Raw genomic sequence first — 24,146 nt, forward strand, 5'->3', positions numbered from 1 at the left:
ATGCAACGTCACGCAGGATTTTCCACGCCGGTCACCGTATCGGCGCACCGCCCTGAACACCCCCCGATGTAAAGGGAGTTCCCCCATGACCCCCAAGGGTTCTGCTCGTCTCCTCGCTGCCGCCGCCGGTGTCGCCTCGCTGGCGCTGGCGATCCCGGCGAACGCTGCCCCGGTCACGGTGAACCAGGTCAACCACTCCATCACGGGCAACGAGGGCCACAGAGTCCTCGGTATGTCGCATGGTACCAAGAACGCCGACGAGTCCACCAACTGGTCCGGCTACGGCGCCGACACCGGCACCTACACCTCGGTGTCGTCCTCGTGGACCCAGCCGACCATCACCTGCACCTCGAAGACCAGCTACTCCTCGTACTGGGTGGGCCTGGACGGATTCAGCAACTCCGCCCTGGAGCAGACCGGCACCGAGGCCGACTGCATCAGCGGCAAGGCCGTCTACGGCGCCTGGTGGGAGGTCCTGCCCGCCTCGGAGAGCGCGTACTCCGGCGTCACCGTCAAGGGCGGCGACAAGCTCAGCGCGTCGGTGACCTACAACGGCAGCAGCAACTTCACCATGACGCTGACCGACTCCACCCAGAACTGGACCAAGACCACCACCCACAAGGGCTCCTCCGGCTTCCAGAACACCTCGGCCGAGGTCATCGCGGAGGCCACCTCGGTCGGCGGCTCGGTCGCCAACCTGTCGAACTTCGGCACCGTGAACTTCACCGGCGCGAAGGCCAACGGCTCGGCCCTGACCAGCTCGGCCGACGAGATCACCATGGTCGGCAGCTCCACGGGCAACGTCATCGCCCAGCCGAGCGCCATCTCCGGCGGCAACTTCTCGGTGACCTGGAAGGGCTACAACTGACCGGTCCCGCACCGGTGGCAGGCGGCCGTGACCGCCATGCCCGGGTAGCCGTCGCCCTCACCTGACGGCCGCTCACCGTCGACCCGCCCGGCAACCGCCGGGCGGGGCGACGGCGTTGCCGGACACCGGCGCCGGGCGCCGACTCGTTCCGGTAACGCTCCGTAACGAAAAAACGATCCGGCGTCAGCCCATTGCCAAGTGCGGAATGATTATGCGTCAGGGGTAACTGGAAGGCGGCTATGCTACTTGCGGCTCAGCGTGTTGTCGCAATTACCTCAAGTAGGACATGTATGCCGACCTGCCGCTGAAGCCGGAATCCCCTGAGTCGATTTCCCCCAGTCTGCCGACGGTTTGAGGATGCTGATGGTTCGTGCTGGATCGTCGTCCGGAGTCTCACGGCCTGCCTCGGGCTTGCTGTGGACACTGCCCGCAGTGGCGACCGCCGTATGCACGGCCGTTGTCTGCGCGGTGGTGTCCGGCGCCACGCGTGCGCCGATCGCCTGGAGTGGTCTCGTAGCGACGGTCGCCGTCGCCCTGGTCAGTGCCGCGGCCGTGCGCCGCGGCCGTTCGCTCACCGAACTGCGCGTGCTCTACGCGGAACAGGACGTCGCGCTCAAGCGGCGTCTGAGCCAGCAGGAGGCGGAGACCGTGCGTCTCGCCGAGGTCCTGCTGCCCGACGCGGTCGCCCGACTGCAAAAGGGTGAGTTCCCCGAGGACGTGCTGACCTCGATGGCCACCAGCGAGGCCGGCCGCAACCCCGATTTCCAGGCCGCGCACCGCAAGGTGCTGCGTTCGGTGCTGGAGGCGGTGTCGGCGGAGGAGGACCTGCGCGACGCCGCACAGCGCGCGTTCGTCAACATCGCCCGCCGCGTCCAGGCCATCATCCACCAGCAGGCGCAGGACCTGCGGGAGATGGAGGACCGGCACGGCCACACCCCCGAGGTCTTCGGCGACCTGCTGCGCCTGGACCACGGCACCGCGCTGGTCGGCCGTCTCGCCGACAGCATCGCGGTCCTCGGTGGCGCCCGCCCGGGCAGGCAGTGGAGCCGGGCCGTCCCGCTGTTCAGCGTGCTGCGCGGCGCCATGTCGCGCATCCTGGACTACCAACGCGTCGAACTGCACTCGGTCTCCGAGATCGCGGTCATCGGCCCCACCGTCGAGCCGCTCATCCACGCGCTGGCCGAGCTCCTCGACAACGCCACCCGCTACTCCCCCCCGCAGACCCGGGTCCACCTGACCGCGGTCGAGGTGCAGTCCGGCATCGCCGTCGAGATCGAGGACGGCGGCGTCAGCCTCAGCGAGGAGGCGCGGATGCGCGCCGAACGGATGCTGGAGCAGGCCCAGGCCGGCATCGACCTCAACGACCTCGGCGAGACCCCGCGCCTCGGCCTGGCCGTCGTCGGCCGGCTGTCGCAGGCCTACGGATTCCAGGTCTCCCTCCGCCCCTCGGCCTACGGTGGTGTACGTGCGGTGCTGATCGTTCCGCAGGAACACTTGACCACGGCCACCGCGACCGGCCGTGCCCACGGCATCGGCGCGGTGGGCGGCACCCGTGCGGAGAAGGCGCCGCCGCGCACCACGCTGCCCCGTACGACCAACGCCCCGGGTACCGGTCCGCGCCAGTCGCCGCCGATGTCCGCCCCCTCGTCGTCGGCCTCCGTGATGGACGACGACCAGCCGGTGGTGACCGAACGCACCGCCAACGGACTGCCCCAGCGCCGCCGCCGCGCACCGGGTGCACCGACCAGGCCCGCGGACCCCCGCGACCCCCGGGCCGCAGCCGCCCCGGCCGCCGCCGGGAGCGCTCCCGCGGCGACCGGCGAGACCGTGGAGCCCGGCATCTGGCTTGCCGCTTTCACCAGCGGCGTGTCCGGTGAGCCGGCGGCCACTTCATCGGCCCGTGAGAAAAGTGACGAGTCCTTGGATAAGGGTGAAACGCCGTGATGCAGTTGCGAGCCAACATGGACTGGATGCTGAAGGACCTGGCGGACAGTGTTCCGCAGACCCGTCAGGTGGTAGTGCTCTCGTCGGACGGCCTGCGGATGGCTCAGTACGGCGCGGACACCGACGCCGCTGACCGGCTGTCGGCGGCCTGCGCCGGCCTGCAGAGCCTGGCGGCCGCGGTGGCCGCCGAGTTCCCGCACAGCAACGGCACGATGCGGCTCGTCGTGATCGAACTCAACGGCGGCTTCTTCTACCTGATGGCGGCCGGTGCCGGCGCCTACCTCGCGGTGCTGGCCGACGAAGGCGTGGACGCCGGTCTGATGGGCCAGCGGATGCGCGACCTGGTGGCTCGGATAGGCGGCCACCTGAGCAGCCCGCCGCGCCACGACGGGCAGGCCACATGAGCGGATCGGACAAGGTCTGGGACGACGCCGACCCCGAGCGGCTGTACGTCATCACCGGCGGCCGCAGCGGCGATTCGCAGGGAGGCAGTATCGGCCTCGTCACACTGATCGTCTCCCAGTCGGTCCCCACGGCGGGCATGCAGCCCGAGCACGCCACCATCGTGCGGATGTGCCAGGCCCCGCTGTCGGTGGCCGAGATATCCGCTTATCTGCACCTTCCGGTCAGCGTGGTCACCGTCCTGGTGACCGACCTGCTGGCCGAATCGCGAGTGGAGGCGCGCGCGCTGGTCGCCCGCGCCCAGCTCCCCGAACCTTCGCTCATAGAGGCGGTGATGCATGGACTTCAAAAGCTCTGACAGTCTCAGCCCCGGGACCGCCGGCCCCGGCACTGTCGCCATGGGCGGACCCGCCACGAGAACCGTCGTCGGCCCGCGTACCGAGGACGCGCTGCCCGCGTCCGCCACCGCGGCGGTGAAGATCGTCATCGTCGGCGGCTTCGGGGTGGGCAAGACCACCCTGGTCGGCTCGGTCAGCGAGATCCGCCCGCTGACCACCGAGGAGACGATGACCCAGGCCGGCGTCGGGGTCGACGACGTCGTCGGGGTGGAACGCAAGACCTCGACCACGGTGGCCATGGACTTCGGCCGCATCAGCATCAATGACGAGCTGGTGCTGTACCTGTTCGGCACCCCGGGCCAGCAGCGCTTCTGGTTCCTGTGGAACGGCCTGTTCCAGGGCGCGCTGGGCGCCGTGGTACTGGTCGACACCCGTCGGCTGGAAGTCAGCTTCGACGTCATCGGGCGACTGGAGGAGCGCGGCGTGCCCTTCGTGGTCGCCATCAACTCCTTCATGGGGGCGCCCGACTACCCCACCGAGGAACTGCGGACCGCCCTCGACCTGCCGGACTACGTCCCGATCGTCGCCTGCGACGCCCGCAAGCGGTCCTCCAGCCGTGACGTGCTGCTGTCCCTGATGCGTTACCTGCACTCGCTCGCCGTAACCCCGGAGCCATCGTGACCAATCCCCCCGCGGGCCCATCCCGTGCCGACTCCTCCCTCGCACCGCCACCCGGTTGCCCCGCACACGGGCTCGGCCCGGAGGGACTGCGCCGGCTGTACGGCCCGGAGGGCGACAAGCCGAAGGCCCTGTACGAGAAGCTGCGCTCCGAACACGGCCCGGTGGCCCCGGTGCTGGTGCAGGGCGACCTCCAGGCGTGGCTGGTGCTCGGCCACGCCGAGAACCTGGAGGTCGCGCGCAACCCCTCCCGGTTCGCCCGCGACCCGCGCACCTGGCGCGACATGCGCGAGGGCCGGGTGCCCGCCGACAGCCCGCTGGGCCCGATGGTCAGCTGGGTACCGGTGTGCAACTTCACCGACGGACTGGAGCACGACCGGTTGCGCAGCGCGGTCATGGACTCGCTGCACCGCTTCGACCGGCGCGGCATCCGCCGTTACGTGACCCGGTTCGCCAACCAGCTGGTCGACAACTTCGCGGCGAACGGCCACGCCGACCTGGTCGAGGACTTCGCCGCCCAGCTGCCGATGCAGGTGATGACCCAGCTGATCGGCTGCCCCGAGGAGCACTCGGGACAGCTGGTACGGGCGGCCCGCGACATGCTGCGGGGCACCGAGACGGCGCTCAAGAGCGACCAGGAGGTCACCGCCACGCTGGAGAAGCTGGTGGAGGCCAGGAAGGCCGTCCCGCAGGCGGACCTGACGTCGTGGCTGCTGGAGCACGCCTCCGGGCTGGCCGACGACGAGGTGCTGGCGCACGTGCGGGTGGTGCTGATAGCGGCGGTGGAGACCACCGCCAACCTGATCGCCAACACCGTGCAGATGGTCCTCACCGACCACCGCTTCCGGGCGCACCTGTCCGGCGGCCAGATGACGGTGCCGGACGCGCTGGAGCAGGTGCTGTGGGACCGGCCGCCGATCAACACGGTGCTGGGCCGCTGGGCGACCGGTGACACCACGCTGGGCGACCAGCGCATCCAGGCCGGCGACATGCTGCTGCTGGGGCTGGCCGCGGGCAACGTCGACCCGGCGATCCGCCCCGACCCGACGGCGCCGGTGCACGGCAACCGCTCGCACCTGGCGTTCAGCGGCGGCGTGCACGAGTGCCCGGGCCAGGACATCGGCCGGGCCATCGCCGGTGCCGGCATCGACGCGCTGCTGGCCCGGCTGCCCGACCTCGAACTGGCCGTCGAGGAGCACGAGTTGCAGTGGCGCGGCTCGCTGATGTTCCAGCACCTGGTCGCGCTGCCGGTGACGTTCACCGCGCAGCGCGTCACCACCGCGCGGCCCGCCGCGCCGGAGATGCCCGCCGAGGTACCGGTCCCGCTGCCGGTGCCGCCCGGCCCGGAGGCCCTCGCGCCGGAGCCGCAGGCCCCGCCGCAGCAGCGTCAGCGCCCCTGGTGGGTGCGCTGGTTCGGCGGCGGCGGCCACTGACCGGCGGCCGGGAACGTGCGACGGCGCGGCGAGAGGTTCTCGCCGCGCCGTCGCTCGTCACACCGGCCGGTCACGCCTCCAGGCAGTCCCACCACCAGGACAGCGCGGGGATGGGCGGCGCCTCGGTACTCGGATCGCTGGGGCTCTCGCGCCAGGTGATGCCGAACGAGGCCCCCTCGACCGGGTAGTAGTTGCGGTTGCGCGGGCTGGCGTAGCGCGGGGCCAGGTTCTGCCACTCGATACTGCCCGCGACGTAGTGGTTGAGCGAGTCGAGATAGCGCCCGAGCTGCTCGTCGGCGTACCGCAGCAGTTGGGCGCGCAGCCGCACGAACAGCGTCATCACCCGGTCCCGCAGCGCGACCGCTCGGGGCAGTGCCTCCCACGGCGAGCAGCGGTGCTGGTAGGCGAGGACGTTGATCAGGTTCTGCTCCCAGGGCTCCTGCAGGTCGTCCTTGTTGTACGAGAACAGGTCGTTGTCGGCGCTCACGATGAAGCCGGCGGCCTCGGTGAGCGCCTGGACGGGCTGCCAGTACAGCAGATCGGGTGCCAGGTGGATGTGGTTGGCCACGTCGGACCAGGTGAGCGAGAACCGGGTGCCGTTGGCCAGGGCGCCCATCGCGGCGAAGTCGTTGAGGCTGGGCATCATCCCGCGTTCCGCGTAGGCGGTCTGCCAGCTGGCGCCCAGCAGCCAGTCCCGGGCGCCCTCGCTGAACCTGCGCAGCTGGAAGGGCGTCAGGATGGCCCGGGTCCGGGTCACCAGGTCGTCCAGTGCCGCCGTCATCGGCCCCTTGGGCAGCATCGAGGCGCCGGGCACCTCGATGCTGCGGGCCAGCCGGACGCTGTGGTCGATGATGGAGGCGGTGTTGGACGGGGTGGAGTCGGAGTCCTGCCAGTCGTCGACCGCGTTCGCCCAGTAGTTCCACTCGATGAACAGCAGCAATGGCTCCACGTCGCCGTAGGGGATGATCCGGCTGGAGAAGTCCGCGCTGTGGGTGGCCAGCCCCCAGGAGCGCTCGACGGCGTCCGGGTAGATGCCGAAGGCGTCGACCCACTCCACCGCCCGCCGCTCCAGCTCGGCCGCCTTGGCGTGGATCAGCCGCTGGTTGAACGGGCAGTAGAACGGGGGCAGTTGCCAGCCGATGCGGGAGGGGTGGCCGTGCTCGAAGGTCACCGTCAGCTGCCAGCGAGGCGGAACAGCAGCAGCCGGGTCTCCACGGCGTGGTCGCGCCAGATCCGGAAGAGCTTGCCGTGCGTCACGGTCGACTCCGTCAGCCGTTCGCGGGTCCACACCGGTGGCACTCCGGACGCCTCGACCCGGTCCAGCTCGGCGGTGTTCCAGGCCATCGACTGGATCCAGAACTCGGCGACCCGGTCGGTGACGTCCTCGTCCTGCTCCAGTTCCAGGCCGGCCGCCGCGGCGGCGCGGATGTACTCCGGCAGCGTGCCCAGCCGGGTCTTGTAGTAGTCGTCTATGAAGTCCGTCCACTCGGGACGGCAGATGAAGTGCTCCTGTATACCGAACCAGCCGCCCGGTTTCAGCGCGTTCGCGACGACCTCGAACAGCCGCTCGCGGTCCATGTACCCGGAGCTCTCGTTCGCGTACGCCGCGTCGTACAGGCGCCGCTCGTTCCACTGGTGGATGTCGCCGACCAGCGGGGTGACGCGGTCGCCCACGCCGGCCTGCCGCGCGAAGTCCTTGATGACGGGGATGTGTTCGGCCGCGACGGTCAGGCCCGTGACCTCGGCGCCGTGCTCCTGCGCCCAGTACAGCGAGCCGCCGCCGACGCCGCAGCCGATGTCGAGCAGTCGCCTCGGCGGGGCGGCGTGCACCCCCCAGGTGCGGGCCGAGTGGTCGAGGATCGCTTCCTGCGATGCGACGATGCGTCGTTTCAGGACACGCTGTGACACCGTGGTGTTGGGCGTGTGATGAGGGTCGAAAAGACCCATGTGGAAGTGAACTCGCGGCCCCGGTCCGTATTTGTGGAGGATGTCGGCCGTTTTGCGGCTGTAGTAGAGCGGGACCTGCTCCTCGTCGAAAACTTTGCCGTTGGCGTACGGCGGGGCGATGAGTTTACTCTCCATCATTTCTCCAGATTTCGGGCAAGCCGGAAGAAGTCGTCACGGTGCCCATGCTTGGCGATGAATATCCGGAATCGCGCGCGGCTCAGCCGGTCGGCGCCACGTGTCCGTCCGACCGTCCGGCGCGATGCCGGTCGGCGGGCGGCGGCTGAGCTGTAGTCATGCGCGAGGTCCCGGTTCCGCGGAGGCGATCGGCGGCCGAGGCTCCACCGCCGATCAGGAATTACGTCCCACTGGGGCACGAGAGCCACAACCACCCCTGGACGGCGGTGCACTCGCCCCAGATTCCCCCCGTCACACCCAATGAACATTCAACTTTCCCGTCCCGATCGAGTCCGGTCCGTAAGTGGAAGAGGGTGATCCGAGGCGATCGTAGCCGATGACGACTGACGAAAAGCCAACAATGAACCAGGTGGGGGCCGTTGGGACAACCTTGGAAGTGACGCACCATCACCAGAACGCGCCATGTTCACCCGCGGGCCGGACGTCGGAATCCGGACCACGCGACGCGGAATTCCCGGTCGCCTCGCAGAGCGCCGGCCCGCCGCCCCCGCCGCCGCGAGGCAGCTCACGCGGCCGGTGCCGCCCGGGACGGAAGGGAACCGAGTGGCGGGTGGGGCGCTTGGGGCACGCGTGATCGTTCGTCCGTTCGAAGCCAACGGCGACCGCCGACCGGGCCGGAAACCGGCCATGCCCTCCCTCGCGAGCGTGGCCGAAACCGGTGGCGCGAACCGCCGGCCGGTCGCGCCGCCGGGACGGGCCGGCGGGCCGCCGGCCGGCGGCCCGGACGGCCCCTACCCGACCGGTGCGCCGTCGGCGTCGGCCGCCTGCTCGGCCTGCTCCATGTCCCGGCGGATGAGGGCGGCATACCGGCCGTCACGGGCCAGGAGCTCGTCGTGGGTGCCGTGCTCGGCGATCCGGCCGGCGTCCAGGACGACGATCTGCTCGGCGTCGCGGACGGTCGACAGCCGGTGGGCGATGGTGATGGTGGTCCGCCCGGCGGCCAGCGCGTCGACGGCCTGCTGTACGGCGCGTTCGGTACGGGTGTCCAGCGCGCTGGTGGCCTCGTCGAGGATGAGCACCGGCGGATCGCGCAGGATGGTGCGGGCCAGGGCGAGGCGCTGCTTCTCGCCGCCGGAGAAGCGGTACCCGCGTTCGCCGACCACGGTGTCGTAGCCGTCCGGCAGGCCGGCGATGTGGTCGTGGATCTGCGCGGCGCGGGCGGCGGCGACGAGTTCGTCGTCGGTGGCCTCCGGCTTGGCGAACCGGAGGTTGTCGGCGACGCTGGCGTGGAAGAGGTACGTCTCCTGCGAGACCAGGCCGATCGCGCCGGACAGCGTCTCGAAGGACAGGTCGCGCACGTCGGTGCCGTCGAGCGTGACCCGGCCGGCGTCGACGTCGTACAGCCGCGGCACCAGGTAGCTGAGGGTGCTCTTGCCGGAGCCGGTCGCGCCGACCACGGCGAGGCTGCCGCCGGCCGGCACGGTCAGGTCGATGCCGCTGAGGGTCGCGGTGCCGGAGTCGGCCTCGTAGCGGAAGTCGACGTTGTCGAACCGCACCTCGCCGCGCACCCGCTCCAGCCGGACCGGCTCGGCGGGCTCGGTGATGTCCACCGGCAGGTCGAGGTACTCGAAGATCCGCTGGAACAGCGCGATCGAGGTCTGCACCTGCACCCCGGTCTGCAACAGGCTGACCGTGGGCCGGAACAGGCCCTGCTGGAGCGAGACGAACGCGACCAGGGTGCCGATGGAGATCGCCGGCCCGCCGGAGCGCAGGGTCAGGCCGGCCGCCCAGTAGATGAGGGCGGGCATCGCGGCCATGACGATGCCGATGACCGACATCCGCCAGCGCCCGGCCATGTTGGAGCGGACCTCCAGGTCCACCAGCGTCTCGGACTCCTGCGCGAAACCGCGGGTCAGCGAGTCGGCACGGCCCATGGTGCGGCCGAGCAGGATGCCGCTGACCGACAGCGACTCGGTCACGATCGCGGACATCACCGCCATCTGCTTCTGGCGCTGGGTGGTGATCCGCTTGCGTTCACGGCCGACCCGGCGGCTGATCCACACGAAGGCCGGCAGCAGCACCAGCGACACGACGGTCAGCCGCCAGTCGAGGGCGAGCATCGCCACGACGGAGGCGACCACGCTGGTGAGGTTGGAGACGATCGAGGTCGCGGTGGTGGTGACGGTGGCCGCCATGCCGCCGATGTCGTTGGCGATCCGCGACTGCACCTCGCCGGTGCGGGTGCGGGTGAAGAACGACAGCGACATGCGCTGCAACTGCTCGTACACCGCGGTGCGCAGGTCGTGCATGACGCGCTGGCCGACGGTGGTGGAGATCAGGGTCTGGAAGACGCTGAAGACGCTGTTGAGGACCGCGGTGGCGATCATGCCGAGCGCCAGCAGGCTCAGCAGTCCGGTGCGGCGCTGCGGGATGGCGGTGTCCAGGACGGCCCGCAGCAGGAACGGCGAGGCGATCGAGACCACCGAGGACGCCGCGACCAGGAACAGCACCAGCGCGAGCCGGCCGCGGTACGGCGTGAACAGCCGCATGATCCGCGGCACGTCGGCGGGGTTGTCGGAGTCCTTGGTCGGCGGGGTCCAGTTGATCTCGGGCGGTTTCATGCGCTCCCTCCGGCGAGCCGCACCGCCCGGGCGGCCGGATGCCGCCGGCACGGGTGGTCACGGCACCCGGCAGGCGTTCACCGCGGTCCGCTTCGCGGCGACGGCGTACGTCACGGCGGCGTCGGCGTACGTCGCGGCGTCGCGGGCGTACGTCACGATGTCGCGGGCGTACGTGGCGGCGTCGCCGGTGGACGTCGGTGTACGTCACGATGCCGCGGGTGTACGTCGCGGTATCGCGGCGTACGTCACGAGGACGGTGTACGTCGCGGCACCGCGGTGTACGTCGCGAAGTACGGCACGACATCACGGTGTACGTCACGAAGACGGTGTACGTCACGGAACGGGGCTCGCGGGGTCCGCTCGCCGGGCGAAACCGAGCATAGGTCATTGTTACCTATACTCACAATGACTTATCTCCTGCTAGTCTCACCGCCATGGGTACGGACGGCGCCGCGGCGCGCACCGACGCGGTCGAGACCAGCGCGGACCTCGCCGATCAACTGCTGAGGCTGACCCGGCGGATGCACCGCGCACACCGGCACAACCTGGACCCGCTCGGGATCACTCCGGCCATGTCCCGGGTGATGAGCGTGGTGGTACGCAGCGAGGAGCCGCCGCGCATGGTGGACCTCGCGCAGCAGCTCGGCGTGGTGCCCCGCGCGGTGACCACGCTGGTCGACTCCCTGGAGGACGGCGGCCTGGCCCGGCGGCTGCCGGACCCCGCCAGCCGCCGGGTGGTCCGGGTCGAGCTGACCGACGCCGGCCAGGCGGCACTCCAGGCGGTCCGCGAGGCCCGCCGCTGCGCCGCGGAGGAACTGCTGGCCCCCCTCGGCCCCGCCCAGCGCGCCCAGCTCGGAGCACTCCTGCGCGCGCTGGAGGGGCCGACGGAGCAGGGGTGAGCCGGTGCGGGGGCATGCGCGGGGCCGGTGAGGCGAGGGCCTGCGGCGCGGGGGCGGGTGAGGCGGGAGCCTGCGGCGCTGGAGCGTTCAGGGGCCGGCGTACGCGGTCGGAGGCGTGCGCGCCTCGGAGGGCGTTCGTGCCTCGGGGAGCGTTCGTGCCTCGGGGAGCGCTCAATGCCCCGGAGGGCGTTCGTGCGGGGGCAGGCGGGGCGCGTGCAGGGGGATGCCGCCCGCGTGTGCAGGGGGGCCACACGTGTACCGGGGAGGGCGGTTGCGCGTACCGGAGGGCGCTTTTGCGGGGGCGTGCGAGATCGGGTGAACGTCAGCGGCGGCCGGTAAACGTCAGCGATACCCGTGAACGTCAGCGGCGGCCGGTGAACGTCAGCGACGTGAGCGACAGCCGACGGGCGTGAACGGCAGCCCGCAGACGTCAACGACGCGGCGACGGCCCGGGGACGTCAGCAGGGGCGGGCGCCTGATGGCACCCACCCCGGTGAAGTGGTGAGGGACGGCGCCGGTGGCCGTCGGACGGTCGGGTCGTCGGTCAGCCGATGAGGCCGAGCGCGTCGACGCAGCATACGCCGCCGATGATCATGAAAACCGGCATGAGGACCTTCAGCTCGACCCAGCTGCCCGCGCGGAACCGCATGAACTGCGGCGGGCCGATCGGGTACCAGCGCTTGCGGCCTATCGGTATGGGCCACAGCACCGGGCAGCCGGAGACCGTGATGGCGTCGCCCAGGCAGTGCACCAGGGCGCCGAGCACCACCGGGATGCCGATCCACAGGTAGTGCTGGCCCGGCTGGGTGAACAGCCAGGCCTTCCCGTTGCCCGGGTCGTCCAGCACGCCGACCAGCGTCCAGGCGCTGACCGCGCCGAGCAGCCAGACCAGCAGGTGGTGGGCGCCCTTGACCTGGCGCCACAGCAGCCCGTCGATGGCCAGCACCATGTGGATGAACAGCACGGCCAGCACGCCCCACTTGCCGCCGAACACCGCGATGGCCGAACTGCCCGCCCCGCACATCAGCGCCCACGGCCAGGTGTGGGTCAAGGTGCGGTGGCCGCCGTTGCGGTGCGGGTCGCCCTTCATCCGGGTGCCGTTGTAGACCACCGTGGCGAACTTCTCCACCAGATCGCACACCAGGTGCGAGATCGGCCCGAAGGCGCGGGAGATCGTGGCCGGCTTGTGGTCCAGGTCGGGGGCGAGCGCGGCACCGGCCGCGATCAGGCATCCCACGACCAGCGTCGGCCAGGGCATGGGGTGGTGCAGTGCCACCGCCACCGCCCCGGCTCCCAGCCAGGCGGCCGCTCCTGACAGTGAGTGCGCCGGTCCCATCATGGTGCTCGCCCCGCCCCCTTCTGCCCGTCCTGGGACGGGAGTTGCTCGTCCAGCGTCGGCACAGCCTAGCGGTGGGTGATCTTCCGCCGAACGCCCGGTTCCGTACCGGAGGGCTCGGACAGGCAAGATGGTGGGGTGACCCTTATCGATCAGCTGCCGCCGACCGCCGATCCCGACGCCCTCTACGAAGCGTTCTCCTCGTGGGCGACGGAAAGCGGCATCACCCTCTACCCCGCGCAGGAGGAGGCACTGATCGAGGTGGTCTCCGGGGCGAACGTGATCCTGTCCACCCCCACCGGCTCCGGAAAGAGCCTGGTGGCGGCGGGCGCGCACTTCGCCGCGCTGGCGGCCGACCAGGTCACCTTCTACACCGCGCCGATCAAGGCGCTGGTGTCGGAGAAGTTCTTCGACCTGTGCAAACTGTTCGGCACCGAGAACGTCGGCATGCTCACCGGCGACGCCTCGGTCAACCCGGACGCGCCGATCATCTGCTGCACCGCCGAGGTGCTGGCCTCCATCGCGCTGCGCGACGGGCGCAACGCCGACGTCGGCCAGGTCGTCATGGACGAGTTCCACTTCTACGCCGAGCCGGACCGCGGCTGGGCGTGGCAGATCCCGCTGCTGGAGCTGCCGCAGGCGCAGTTCCTGCTGATGTCGGCCACGCTGGGCGACGTCACGCGGTTCGAGGCGGACCTGACCCGCCGCACCGGCCGGCCGACGACCGTGGTGCGCTCCTCGACCCGCCCGGTCCCGCTGAGCTACGAGTACGTCACCACCCAGATGACCGAGACGCTGACCGAACTGCTGGAGACCCATCAGGCGCCGGTCTACATCGTGCACTTCACCCAGGCGGCGGCCGTGGAGCGGGCGCAGGCGCTGATGAGCATCAACATGAGCACCCGGGCGGAGAAGGACGCGATCGCCGCCCTGATCGGCAACTTCCGGTTCACCACCAAGTTCGGCCGCAACCTCTCCCGCCTGGTGCGGCACGGCATCGGCGTGCACCACGCCGGCATGCTGCCGAAGTACCGCCGCCTGGTGGAGCGGCTGGCGCAGGCGGGCCTGCTGAAGGTCATCTGCGGCACCGACACCCTCGGCGTCGGCGTCAACGTGCCCATCCGCACGGTGCTGTTCACCGCGCTGGCGAAGTACGACGGCACCCGGGTGCGGGTGCTGCGGGCCCGGGAGTTCCACCAGATCGCCGGCCGCGCGGGCCGGGCCGGCTTCGACACCGCGGGCCTGGTGGTCGCGCAGGCGCCGGAGCACGTCATCGAGAACGAGAAGGCGCTCGCCAAGGCCGGCGACGACCCGAAGAAGCGCCGCAAGGTGGTGCGCAAGAAGGCGCCGGAGGGCTTCGTCAACTGGTCGGACCTGACCTACGAGAAGCTGATCGGCGCCGACCCCGAGCCGCTGACCTCCCGGTTCCGGGTCACGCACGCCATGCTGCTGTCGGTCATCGCCCGGCCGGGCAACGCCTTCGACGCGATGCGCCACCTGCTGGAGGACAACCACGAGACGCGCCCGGCGCAGCTGCGGCACATCCGCCGGGCCATCGCCATCTACCGCTCCCTGCTGGACGGCGGCATCGTGGAGCGGCTGCCCGAGCCCGACGCCGAGGGCCGCATCGTCCGGCTGACCGTCGACCTCCAGTCCGACTTCGCCCTCAACCAGCCGCTGTCGACCTTCGCGCTGGCCTCCTTCGACCTGCTCGACCCGGACTCGCCGTCCTACGCGCTCGACATGCTGTCGGTCGTGGAGTCCACCCTCGACGACCCCCGGCAGATCCTCGCCGCCCAGCAGAACAAGGCCCGCGGCGAGGCCGTCCAGCAGATGAAGGCGGACGGCGTCGAGTACGAGGACCGGATGGAGCGGCTCCAGGACGTCACCTATCCCAAGCCGCTCGAGGAGCTGCTCTTCCACGCCTTCGGCCTGTACCGCACCAGCCACCCGTGGGTCGGCGACCACCCGCTGTCGCCGAAGTCCGTGGTCCGCGACATGTACGAACGGGCCATGACGTTCAGCGAGTTCACCAGCCACTACGAACTCGCCCGCGCCGAGGGCATCGTGCTGCGCTACCTGGCCGGCGCCTACAAGACGCTGGACCACACCGTCCCGGAGGACCTGAAGTCGGAGGACCTGCAGGACCTGATCGCCTGGCTGGGCGAACTCGTGCGCCAGGTGGACTCCAGCCTGCTCGACGAGTGGGAGGAGCTGGCCAACCCGCAGGAGGAGACCGCCGGCCAGGCCGCCGAACGCGCCGACCACGTCAAGCCGGTCACCAGCAACGCCCGCGCCTTCCGGGTGCTGGTGCGCAACGCGATGTTCCGCCGGGTCGAGCTGGCGGCGCTGGAGAAGTTCGGCGAGCTGGCCGAACTCGACTCCTCCTCCGGCTGGGACGCCGACGCCTGGGCCGACGCCATGGACGACTACTGGGACGAGTACGACGACCTGGGCACCGGCCCGGACGCGCGCGGCCCGAAGCTGCTGCAGATCGAGGAGGAACCGGAGCACGGGCTGTGGAAGGTCCGGCAGGTCTTCGCCGACCCGGCCGACGACCACGACTGGGGCATCTCCGCCGAGGTCGACCTCGCCGCCTCCGACGAGGAGGGCCGCGCGGTCGTGCGGGTCACCGCCGTCGGTCACCTCTGACAGCCGGTCCCGCCGCACGCCGCACGAGCGCCACCCGAGGGAGCACCCATGACGGACACCGCCGACCCCAACCCGGCCGACCGGCTCGTCGCCCTGCTCGACCTGGAGCGGATCGAGGAGAACATCTTCCGCGGCCGCAGCCCGGACGAACACCTCCAGCGGGTCTTCGGCGGCCAGGTCGCCGGACAAGCGCTCGTCGCGGCCGGCCGCACCACCGACGGCGGGCGCCCGGTGCACTCACTGCACGCCTACTTCCTGCGCCCGGGCCGGCCCGGCGTGCCGATCGTCTACCAGGTCGAGCGGGTGCGCGACGGGCGGTCGTTCACCACCCGGCGGGTCGTCGCGGTCCAGCAGGGCCGCACCATCTTCCATCTGACCGCCTCCTTCCACCGTCCTGAGCCCGGGTTCGAGCAGCAACTGCCGATGCCGGCCGTCCCCGGCCCGGAGGAGCTGCCCGGCCTCGCCGACGAACTGCGCGAACACCTGGGCGAGCTGCCGGACGCCCTGGCCCGGATGACCCGCCGCCAGGCGTTCGACATCCGCTACGTGGAACGCCTGCGCTGGACGACCGAGGCCCTGTCGGACGCCGAACCGCGCAGCGCCGTGTGGATGCGGGCCGTCGGACCGCTCGGCGACGATCCGCTGGTGCACACCTGCGCCCTGACCTACGCCAGCGACATGATGCTGCTGGACGCGGTCCGGCTGCCGGTCGAACCGCTGTGGGGTCCGCGCGGCTTCGACGTGGCGTCGCTGGACCACGCCATGTGGTTCCACCGTCCTTTCCGGGCCGACGAATGGTTCCTCTACCAGCAGGAGTCGCCGATCGCGACCGGCGCGCGGGGCCTGGCCCGCGGCCAGATCTACGACAGCGACGGCGCCCTGCTGGTCTCGGTCATGCAGGAGGGACTGTTCCGCCCGCACGACGCTCCACGGTGACGCGGCCGGCCGGCGTCCGCTGTAGTTGACTGTCGGCATGGACTGCGTCTTCTGTCAGGTCGTCTCCGGGGAGACGACGGCCCACCGGGTCTTCGAGGACGGCACCGCGGTGGCCTTCCTCGACCGGCGCCCGCTCTTCCCCGGCCACGTCCTCGTGGTGCCCCGGTCGCACGCCGAGACGCTGACCGACCTGCCGCCCGACGTCGTCGGCCCGTTCTTCGCCCGGGTACGGCGGATCACCGGCGCCGTCGAATACGGCATGGCCGCGGCCGGCTCCTTCGTCGCGATGAACAACCGCGTCAGCCAGTCGGTGCCGCACCTCCACGTCCACGTCGTCCCCCGCAACCCCAAGGACGGTCTGCGCGGCTTCTTCTGGCCCCGCACCCACTACAGCGACGACACCCACGCCGCCGCCACCGCCGACCGCCTCCGCGCGGCGCTCGCCCGCGAACCGGGGACCTGACGGGCACGGCGGGGGCGGCCGGGACGGCGTGGGCGGCGAGGCGACGGGCGGCGAGGCGACGGGATGGCAGCCGCTTCGGGGCAGCCAGGGTGGCGGGACGACCGCAACAGCGGGACGGACCGCAACGGCGGGACGGCCACGACGGTGAGGCGGGCAGCGACGGTGAGGCGGCAGCGCTTCGGGGCAGCCGCGACGGTGCGGCGGCCGGGCGGGCAGCGCCGCGGGGTGCCGCACCGCCCGGTGGCCGTCAGAGCACCGCGAGGGCGAAGACGCGGGAGACCAGGTGGATCCTGGGGTGCTTGTCCGCCGCGGACCGCCCTTCGAGGAGCACGCCGCGGAACAGCACCAGCCCCCGCCGCTCCGGCCGCAGCCAGACGTTGAGCCCGCCGCCGCCGTTGTAGGAGCCGTGGGCGCAGCGGACGGTGTTCCAGCCGCCGTGGCCGTAGCGCCGCTGTATGCAGAACTTGTTGAACGTCGCGTTGTCGTCGACGGCGCTGCCCGACAGGTGTACCGGCCGGCCGAGGCGGGCGTTGTGCGGGCCGGCGGCGAAGTAGATGTCGGACTTCGCGTAGGCGGGCGCGATACCGAGGCACAGCACCCCCAGGGCGACGGCCAGCGCCGCCACGACACCGGCCGCCACGACGGCGACGCGCTGTCCTCGGCGATCACGGCTGGTCATCGTCTCCCCCTCGGCCGGTCCGGACGTGCGGTCCGCCGCAGCAGTCGGCGGATGCCCCCACAGGACGTCCCCGCGGACCCCGGACCGTTCTGCGGCCGGTACGTACGCTGGGAGAGACTCCGCCACCACCGGCGCCGTTGCTCAGGCCGTGTCACCGTTCCGCTACAAGCCGGACCGGGCGGCGCGGCGACGTGCGGGACGGTGGCCGGCGGCACCGGGGCGGTCGCTGACGGTGAGCTCGCCGACGGCGCGCCGACCGGTGACACCGGTGCGGTCGCTGAGGGTGACGGGGTTGAGGGCGGGGGCGTGGCTGGCGTCAGCGGTGCGGTGGCTGACGGGGGCGGGGGCGTGGCTTGCGGTGCGGGGGCTGACGGGGGCGTGATTGAGGGCGGAGGCGTGGCTTGCGGTGCGGAGGCCGGCGGGGGCGTGGCCGAGGTCGGCGGTGGCATGGCTGGCGTCAGTGACACGGACGCCGCCGGTGCCGTGGCTGGCGTCAACGGTGCAATGGCCGCCCGTGGCGTAGCCGCCGCCACCCGTGGCGTGCCCGGCGGTGTGTCGGCCCCGGCCGCCGGAGGTGGGGGAAGGTGGCGGGTGCGGGCCAGGGCTGAGGCCAGGCAGAGGCGGGCGTGGGCGATCTCGGCCGGGTCGTCGGCGGTGAGGTGGACGGCCGGGACGGCGCCGTCGGTCCACGCACCGGTGCGGAACGGCAGCAGCGCGGGGCAGGCGTCGGCCAGTCGGCGGCCCATCGGGGCGCCGGGCAGCAGGTCTTCGGCCTGTTCCGGGCCGAGCAGGGCCAGCCAGACCGCGGCCTCGTGCCAGGCGTCCGGGGCACGGGCGGCCAGCAGGCCGGCCGTGCGGAGCCGCCAGCCGCAGGCCCGCAGGTCGAGGCCGTCCGCGAGGGCGGTCCGTACTTCTTCGGGCAGCACCCCGGTCAGCCAGCCGGGGTGTTCGTCGGCGAAGGCGGTGACCTCGTCGACCGGGTAGAGCCAGACCACGGCGCGGTAGCGGTTGACGTACCAGCGGGCGGGGCGGAAGCAGCCGGCTCTGGCCAGCCGGACGAACCGGTCGCGGGTGATGCTCAGGGCCTCGGCACCGGTCACCGCTCCGACCAGGCGCAGACGTTGCCGCAAGGTGGTGGGGTAGCCGGTCTCCGCCGTCAGCCGTGCCAGCGCGGCGCGCAGTGCCATGACGCGGGGCGGCGAGGCGTCGGGGCCGCCGGGGACGGCCACCGTCCAGACCTCCCCGGTCCGCACCGCGAGGTCGAACTCCTCGCACTCCAGGCCGAGTTCGGCACGGGCCTCGGACAGCGGAAGCAGACCGGCCAGCGGGGCGGCCGTCGGCGGCCCGCCCGGTGCGACCCGCGCGCCGGGCCGGGGCACGGCGGTCGCCGGCCGGGTCGCCGTCGCCGGAGCCGGCGGCCGGAGCGGGGGCGGCGGAGCGGGGCGGGCAGGGCGCCGGAGGTGCCCCGAGCCGGCGCGGGTGGCGCCGGACGGCGGGGCACCGCTACCGCTGGTGACGGACGGGTTGGGGGGACGGGTGGGCGGTGTCGGGCGCGGCGGGGGATCGCCGTGCCGGGTGGCGGCGGGCTGGTGCTCACAGGTCCGGGGGCGAGGGGCGGGTTGGGCCGCGGGCGGCGCTGTCGTGGTCCGGGTGGTCCGGCGGATCGTGCGCGGGCCGGTGCGGTGGTTCATGAGATGACTCTTCCCAGTCGGTCGATCACTGACAGTCACGACTGTAGAGGGGAAAAGTCCTCCCGTGGGGAGGCTGTGGATAACTTCCGGGCGGCCGGGCGGGCCGCCCGGGTTCAGAGGGACCTCAGACCGTCGATGAGGTGGTTGAGGAGGCCGATGTCGGGCAGTTCCGCGGGCGGGACCGGACGGGTCATCCGGACCCGTCCGAGATCGATGAGGTCGGCGAGCAGAACCCGTACCACCCCGAGCGGGAGGTCGGCCTCCGCTGCCAGGTCCGCGACCGAGAGCGGCCCGGCCCGGCAGTGCTCCAGCAGCGCGAGGTGCTCCTCCCCCAGCGTGTCGGCCCGTGCCCGGCCCTCCCCTCGGGGGGACCGCGTGGGGTCGGAGCCGCCGGCCATCCGGTCGGGAGCGCCACCCGCCACCGCACCGGAGGCAGCGCCTGCCGACCCGCCCGAGGCGGCGTCCACCAGCGCACCCGCGGCGCCACCCGCCACTCCGCCCGAGGCACCGCCCGCCACCCCACCGGAGGCGGCGTCCACCAGCGCGCCGGCGGAGCCGCCCGCTAATCCGCCGGAGGCACCACCGGCCACCGCACCGGAAGCAACGCCCCCGGCCCCGCCGGAGCCGGCGGCGTCCGGACCGGCCAACGGCAGCCCGGCCACCGCCTCCGCGGGCCGGCCGGCCGGCGCAAGGCCGGCGGCCGGTGTGGCGGCGGCAGACGCGCCGTCGGCGGCCCGGGAAGCGGTGGTGTCGGAGTCGTCGACGTAGGAGACGAGGGCGATGACGTCCATCTGGGTGGTACGGCCCGTGGGCAGGGTGCGCCCCCGGGTGACGGTGTACGGGCGGACCATCGGGCCCGCGTCGTCGTCGTACCACAACGCGCCCGATTCATCCGGCACGTGGGTCACGCCCCAGTGGGAGCGCCGTCGTCATGGCGGGGGGGCGACGCCGAGGTGCTCGCCGACCCGGTGGACCAGAAGTGTCATCTCGTAGGCGATCTGGGCGACGTCGGTGCCCTCGCCGGTGAGGATGGACAGACAGCTGCCCTCGCCGGCCGCGGTGACGAAGAGGAATCCGTCGTCGAACTCGACCATCGTCTGCCGGACCTCCCCCGCCCCGAAGTGCCGGCCGGCACCCCTGGCCAGGCTGTGGAAACCGGAGGAGACGGCCGCCAGGTGCTCGGCGTCACCGCCTTCGAGATCGCGGCTGGTGCCGGAGACCAGGCCGTCGCTGGAGAGGATCAGAGCATGCTTGACCTGGGCTATCCGGTCCACCATGTCGTCCAGCAGCCAGCCGAGACCACCCATCTCGTATTGCGGCGGCGTCTGGCGCCTGATCTCGCCCGCCATGCCACTCGTGCCCCAGACTTTCCCGGTACTCCCTGACATCGCGGCGCCACTCATGACGTTGGACCCCCGTCTTCCTGTCTAGCGTTCTCTCGTGCTACGGCCTTCTCTATCGCATTCTGTGTCGCTGTTTCGCCCTGTTCCTTCTTATCCACAGCATCTTCCGACGCGCCGTCCGCCGCGGGACGGCCGGGCTCCCGGTCCCGCGTTTCGGCGGAGTCCGAGCGTCCACGGGCCAGTCCGCGCGCGTACGCCGCAATGACAGAACGGGCCTCTTCCGGTGATCGTTCCCGGTCAGAGCGGTCCTGACTCCCCCCAGCGGGTCGTTCGTGCGCGACGGACTCCTCACGCAGCCGTGACGCGCGCGAACTGCTGGGTACCCGGCGCGGCAGCCCGGCCGAGGTGGTGCGGTCCGCCGTCTCACTGGGGCGGGGCCGGCGGGGAAGCGGGTTGACGTCGCCGCCGTCACCGGTGCCGTCGCCGCCCGTTCCACCGTCGGACGCAGCGCGGCGGGCGCCGCCCGTGCCGGACCCCGCGACGGAGCCCCCCGCGGCCGAGGTCCCCGTGCCGTCGGTCACCGCCCGGACCGCCCGGTGCTGGCCCCTGCCCGCCGGTACCGCGGCGATGGCGGTGTCCGGGGGCTCCTCGCAGCGTTCGCCCTCCTCGGGGACGGCCAGCAGCACGGCGGGGATGAAGACGACGGCGACCGTGCCGCCGCGGGAGGTACGGCCCAGGGTGACGCGGACGCCGTGCCGCGCGGACAGGCGGCCGACGGTGTACAGGCCGAGCCGGTCGGTCTCCGGCAGGTCGATCACCGCGGTGCCGCCGTCGGAGACGTACGCGCGGTCGGCGGAGTCCCGGATGGCCCGGTTGGCCTCGGCGAGGCGGTCCGGGTTCATCCCGAGGCCGCGGTCCTCGATCTCGACGGCGAACCCGGCGGCCACCTCCTCGCCGCGGACCACGACCTCGCTGTCCGGCGGCGAGAAGTTGGTGGCGTTCTCCATCAGTTCGGCCAGCAGGTGCAGTACGTCGGCGACGGCCCCGCCGACCAGCGCGACGCCGGGCATCCGGCGCACCGCGATGCGTTCGTAGCCCTCGACCTCGCCGACGGCGGCGCGGACCACCTCACCCATGCGCACCGGGCGGCGCCAGGCGCGGCCCGGGGTGAGGCCGGAGAGGATGAGCAGGCCCTCCGCCTGGCGGCGCATGCGGTTGGTCATGTGGTCGAGGCGGAAGAGGTCGGCGAGTTCGCCGGGGTCGCGGGCGCGGCGTTCCATGGTGTCGAGCAGGGCGAGCTGGCGGTGCAGGATGACCTGGCTGCGCCGGGCGAGGGTGGTGAAGACGGCGGCGACGCCGCGGCGCAGGCGGGCCTGCTCGACGGCGGCCTGCACGGCGGTGCGCTGGGCCACGCCGAAGGCCCGGCCGACCTGGCCGATCTCGTCGTCGCCGAACTCCTCGCCGAAGTCGGCGCCGAGGTCCGCGCCGCCCGGCACGCCGAACAGGTCGTCGGAGGCGGTACGCGGCCAGCTGGCGGTCTCGGCGTCGTCGATGCTGTCGCCCTCGCGCAGGCGGCGCATGATCTCCGGCAGCCGGTGGCCGGACAGGTACTCGGCGTTGTCGCGCAGGGCGGTCAGCCGCAGCGCGATCCGGCGGCCGATGCGTACCGAGACGATCAGCGAGATGACGACCGCCAGCAGGCCGATCAGCAGCGCCACCGCGGCCTTGTTCAGCACCGACATGCCGGAGGTGTGGGCGGCCTCGTCGACCTGGAGGGCGGCGTCCTGGTCGATCGCGGCCAGCTGGCGCAGCGCCACCTCGACGTTCTGCCGCCACTGGTCGGCCGGAATGGCCTCCTGGACGGTCAGCGCGGACGCGGCGCGGGCGGAGGTCTCCTGCGACAGCAGCGACCAGCCGACGTTGCCGTTCTCGAAGTCCTGGAGCTTGCGGGCGTCGGAGGGCGGCAGTTCGGGCGCGTAGACGTTGTCGATCAGCTCGCGGCCGTCGATGTCGCCGATCAGCTCGTTGTACTGCGGGTCCGACATGCCGTCACCCAGATGGCCGCCGAGGACGAGGGCGTCCTCCTGGGAGAGCAGTTCGCGGGCCCGGTCGAGCTCGACGACGACCGCGCCCTTGCGGGCCACCTCGCCGCTCTGCTGCTCGGTCAGGGCGCTCTGGAGGCGGAAGTCGGGGTCGATGACCAGGGAGTAGGCGTTGAGGATGTCGAACCAGTTGATGTCGCCGGCCAGCACGCTGGCCCGCAGCCCGGGGATGGTCTGGAGGGCCGAGAGGATGTCGCCGACCCGGGCGTTCTGGTCGGCGTTCAGCGTGGAGCCGGCGGCACGGGCCTGGAGGTGCTGGCGCAGTTCGCCGGCGCTGGCGTCGGTGGTCTTCTCCGCGGCCCGCAGCTCCGGGCCGCCGCTGCGGCCGTTGGTGACGTCGTACTCGACGGCGGCGAGGCGTTCGTTCTGGAGCGCCTCGGTGAGGGCCTCGGCGGGCACGCCGTAGTAGTGGTCGGTGATGTTGACCCGGGTCAGTCCGAGAGCGCCGCGCAGGGTGGTGTACGACCCGTACGTCCACAGCGCGAGGAGCGAGACCATGGGGACGAGCAGCAGGGTGATGAGCTGCGTTCGAATGGTTCTGGGGCGCAGACGCATAGGTCGGAGGATCCTCGTTCGCCGGCGGCGGGCTGCGCGCACGGCGGCTGCGGCGCCGCGGCGTCGCCCGCGCCCACGGGTGTAGGGGACGTGGCCGGTGTGCGATCCGTTTCCCCGGAACGTCCTCGCGGCGCGTCCCGCTGATTTTCAGACAACGTGACCGGCTCATCCGGTCGGAATCGGTCGTCATCCGAAAATCCTGAAGCGGAGTTCGCACAGTCTGGTACCAGCCGACCGTCCGGTTCCCATGATCTGTGACATGTCACAGCGCGCTGCCACGTTGGCGGGAGATCTCACAGGCGCGCACCATGGAGGCATGGCACAGGCAATGACTGACGCGCGCTGGCGCGAGTTCGTGACCGCCGGGACCCGGACCGGGAAGCTGTCGACCGTCACGGCGTCCGGCGCCCCGCACGTGGCACCGGTGTGGTTCCTGCTGGACGGCGACGACCTGGTGTTCAACACCGGCGCCGACTCGGTCAAGGGCCGCAATCTGGCCCGGGACGGCCGCGCGGCGGTATGCGTCGACGACGAGGCCCCGCCGTTCGCCTTCGCGCTGCTGCGCGGCACCGTCCAGCTCCACGAGGACCCGGCCCAGCTGCGCGAGTGGGCCACCCGGATCGCGGCCCGCTACGTCGGCGACGACCGCGCGGAGCAGTTCGGCGCCCGCAACGGCACCCCGGGCGAACTGCTGGTCCGGCTGCGGATCGAACACGTGGTGGCGATGGAGGGATTGACCGACTGACGGATGGTCTGACTGCGGCCCGCACTGACCAATTGACGGCGGACCGGTGGATCGGCGGACGGGCTGATGGGTCGGCAGGTGATGAACTGACGGTCCGACCGGTCGACCGGTGACGGGCAGTCGGGCAGTCGGGCAGTCGGGCAGTCGGGCAGTCGCATCGTCGGACTGAACGGTTCCCCGGGATACCGGATCATGGGAACGTCATCCGATCGATCGTCCCGTCGGACAGGTGGTCCGCCGGACCGCTGATCCTCCGGACAGGTGATCCGCCAGGCAGGTGATCCGCCGTTCCGCCATCGGGCAGGTGGTGCGCTCGATCCGGCGGTGGACCCGGCTCCCGCAGGTGGTCGGTCCGCTTCCCCGGACACCCGTCCCGAAC

At 72.0% G+C, this 24,146-nt stretch carries 20 protein-coding genes; 11 read left to right on the forward strand and 9 right to left on the reverse strand.

From position 1 onward, the window contains the following. Positions 1–85: 85 nt before the first annotated feature. The 6 genes from POF43_RS26585 to POF43_RS26610 all read left to right on the forward strand — a co-directional run bounded on the left by POF43_RS26585 (position 86) and on the right by POF43_RS26610 (position 5,663). Positions 86–868: a G1 family glutamic endopeptidase gene (locus POF43_RS26585; protein ID WP_271314858.1), complete on the forward strand. Its 783-nt coding sequence runs from the start codon at positions 86–88 to the stop codon at positions 866–868. 363 nt (positions 869–1,231) lie between these two features. Next, entirely contained in the window at positions 1,232–2,812 is a 1,581-nt protein-coding gene (locus POF43_RS26590) for an ATP-binding protein (RefSeq protein WP_271314868.1), read from the forward strand. Then, positions 2,812–3,216 (forward strand): roadblock/LC7 domain-containing protein, encoded by a 405-nt coding sequence (locus POF43_RS26595; protein ID WP_303658406.1) that lies wholly within the window; start codon positions 2,812–2,814, stop codon positions 3,214–3,216. The genes POF43_RS26590 and POF43_RS26595 overlap by 1 nt, the downstream gene beginning before the upstream one ends. Then, on the forward strand, positions 3,213–3,572 hold the full coding sequence (locus POF43_RS26600; RefSeq protein ID WP_271314860.1) for a DUF742 domain-containing protein: 360 nt from the start codon (positions 3,213–3,215) through the stop codon (positions 3,570–3,572). The genes POF43_RS26595 and POF43_RS26600 overlap by 4 nt, the downstream gene beginning before the upstream one ends. Further along, on the forward strand, positions 3,553–4,233 hold the full coding sequence (locus POF43_RS26605; RefSeq protein WP_372516130.1) for a GTP-binding protein: 681 nt from the start codon (positions 3,553–3,555) through the stop codon (positions 4,231–4,233). Before POF43_RS26600 ends, POF43_RS26605 begins: the two co-directional genes overlap by 20 nt. Further along, on the forward strand, positions 4,230–5,663 hold the full coding sequence (locus tag POF43_RS26610; protein ID WP_271314862.1) for a cytochrome P450: 1,434 nt from the start codon (positions 4,230–4,232) through the stop codon (positions 5,661–5,663). The genes POF43_RS26605 and POF43_RS26610 overlap by 4 nt, the downstream gene beginning before the upstream one ends. A gap of 70 nt (positions 5,664–5,733) precedes the next feature. Here the strand turns inward: POF43_RS26610 and POF43_RS26615 are convergent, their stop codons facing one another. From POF43_RS26615 to POF43_RS26625, 3 genes are all read right to left on the reverse strand, one after another. Beyond that, complete coding sequence (locus POF43_RS26615) at positions 5,734–6,834, reverse strand: terpene synthase family protein (RefSeq protein ID WP_271314863.1); 1,101 nt, start codon at positions 6,832–6,834, stop codon at positions 5,734–5,736. A 2-nt stretch (positions 6,835–6,836) separates the two neighbouring features. Continuing rightward, the gene (locus POF43_RS26620) at positions 6,837–7,748 is read right to left on the reverse strand and encodes an SAM-dependent methyltransferase (RefSeq protein WP_271314864.1); all 912 of its coding nucleotides are present in this window, start codon (positions 7,746–7,748) and stop codon (positions 6,837–6,839) included. Positions 7,749–8,536: 788 nt separating this feature from the next. Next, positions 8,537–10,366 carry an ABC transporter ATP-binding protein gene (locus tag POF43_RS26625; protein WP_271314865.1) on the reverse strand — a complete coding sequence of 610 codons (1,830 nt, stop codon included), beginning with the start codon at positions 10,364–10,366 and terminating at the stop codon, positions 8,537–8,539. A 434-nt stretch (positions 10,367–10,800) separates the two neighbouring features. Here POF43_RS26625 and POF43_RS26630 point away from each other — a divergent pair, with 434 nt between their 5' ends. Continuing rightward, complete coding sequence (locus POF43_RS26630) at positions 10,801–11,265, forward strand: MarR family winged helix-turn-helix transcriptional regulator (RefSeq protein WP_271323618.1); 465 nt, start codon at positions 10,801–10,803, stop codon at positions 11,263–11,265. Positions 11,266–11,809: 544 nt separating this feature from the next. On the opposite strand, the gene POF43_RS26635 is transcribed toward POF43_RS26630, so the two are convergent. Further along, on the reverse strand, positions 11,810–12,604 hold the full coding sequence (locus POF43_RS26635) for a metal-dependent hydrolase (RefSeq protein ID WP_271316838.1): 795 nt from the start codon (positions 12,602–12,604) through the stop codon (positions 11,810–11,812). A 135-nt stretch (positions 12,605–12,739) separates the two neighbouring features. Here POF43_RS26635 and POF43_RS26640 point away from each other — a divergent pair, with 135 nt between their 5' ends. Genes POF43_RS26640 through POF43_RS26650 form a run of 3 tightly spaced genes read left to right on the forward strand, consistent with a single transcriptional unit; the run spans position 12,740 to position 16,652 of the window. Further along, a complete protein-coding gene (locus tag POF43_RS26640) occupies positions 12,740–15,253 on the forward strand; it encodes a DEAD/DEAH box helicase (protein WP_271316839.1) in 2,514 nt (837 codons plus the stop codon). A 48-nt stretch (positions 15,254–15,301) separates the two neighbouring features. After that, positions 15,302–16,189, forward strand: coding sequence for an acyl-CoA thioesterase (locus POF43_RS26645; protein ID WP_271324842.1), 888 nt, complete (start codon positions 15,302–15,304; stop codon positions 16,187–16,189). A gap of 37 nt (positions 16,190–16,226) precedes the next feature. Then, positions 16,227–16,652, forward strand: coding sequence for an HIT family protein (locus tag POF43_RS26650; RefSeq protein WP_271324841.1), 426 nt, complete (start codon positions 16,227–16,229; stop codon positions 16,650–16,652). Positions 16,653–16,899: 247 nt separating this feature from the next. Here the strand turns inward: POF43_RS26650 and POF43_RS26655 are convergent, their stop codons facing one another. The 5 genes from POF43_RS26655 to POF43_RS26675 all read right to left on the reverse strand — a co-directional run bounded on the left by POF43_RS26655 (position 16,900) and on the right by POF43_RS26675 (position 23,022). After that, positions 16,900–17,331: a hypothetical protein gene (locus POF43_RS26655; RefSeq protein WP_271316842.1), complete on the reverse strand. Its 432-nt coding sequence runs from the start codon at positions 17,329–17,331 to the stop codon at positions 16,900–16,902. Continuing rightward, positions 17,328–18,710, reverse strand: coding sequence for a DUF6397 family protein (locus POF43_RS26660; RefSeq protein WP_282704790.1), 1,383 nt, complete (start codon positions 18,708–18,710; stop codon positions 17,328–17,330). The genes POF43_RS26655 and POF43_RS26660 overlap by 4 nt, the downstream gene beginning before the upstream one ends. A 425-nt stretch (positions 18,711–19,135) precedes the next feature. Further along, positions 19,136–19,930, reverse strand: coding sequence for a DUF742 domain-containing protein (locus POF43_RS35225; protein ID WP_372516131.1), 795 nt, complete (start codon positions 19,928–19,930; stop codon positions 19,136–19,138). A gap of 21 nt (positions 19,931–19,951) precedes the next feature. Further along, complete coding sequence (locus tag POF43_RS26670; protein ID WP_282704791.1) at positions 19,952–20,371, reverse strand: roadblock/LC7 domain-containing protein; 420 nt, start codon at positions 20,369–20,371, stop codon at positions 19,952–19,954. Between the two features lie 50 nt (positions 20,372–20,421). Continuing rightward, positions 20,422–23,022, reverse strand: a complete 2,601-nt coding sequence (locus POF43_RS26675; protein ID WP_271324570.1) for a sensor histidine kinase — start codon at positions 23,020–23,022, stop codon at positions 20,422–20,424. 316 nt (positions 23,023–23,338) lie between these two features. On the opposite strand from POF43_RS26675, the gene POF43_RS26680 reads away from it, so the two are divergent. Further along, on the forward strand, positions 23,339–23,767 hold the full coding sequence (locus POF43_RS26680) for a PPOX class F420-dependent oxidoreductase (RefSeq protein WP_271316681.1): 429 nt from the start codon (positions 23,339–23,341) through the stop codon (positions 23,765–23,767). The last annotated feature ends 379 nt before the right edge of the window (positions 23,768–24,146 follow it).

The organism is Streptantibioticus silvisoli, from assembly GCF_027947535.2.
Taxonomy (GTDB): domain Bacteria; phylum Actinomycetota; class Actinomycetes; order Streptomycetales; family Streptomycetaceae; genus Streptantibioticus_C; species Streptantibioticus_C silvisoli.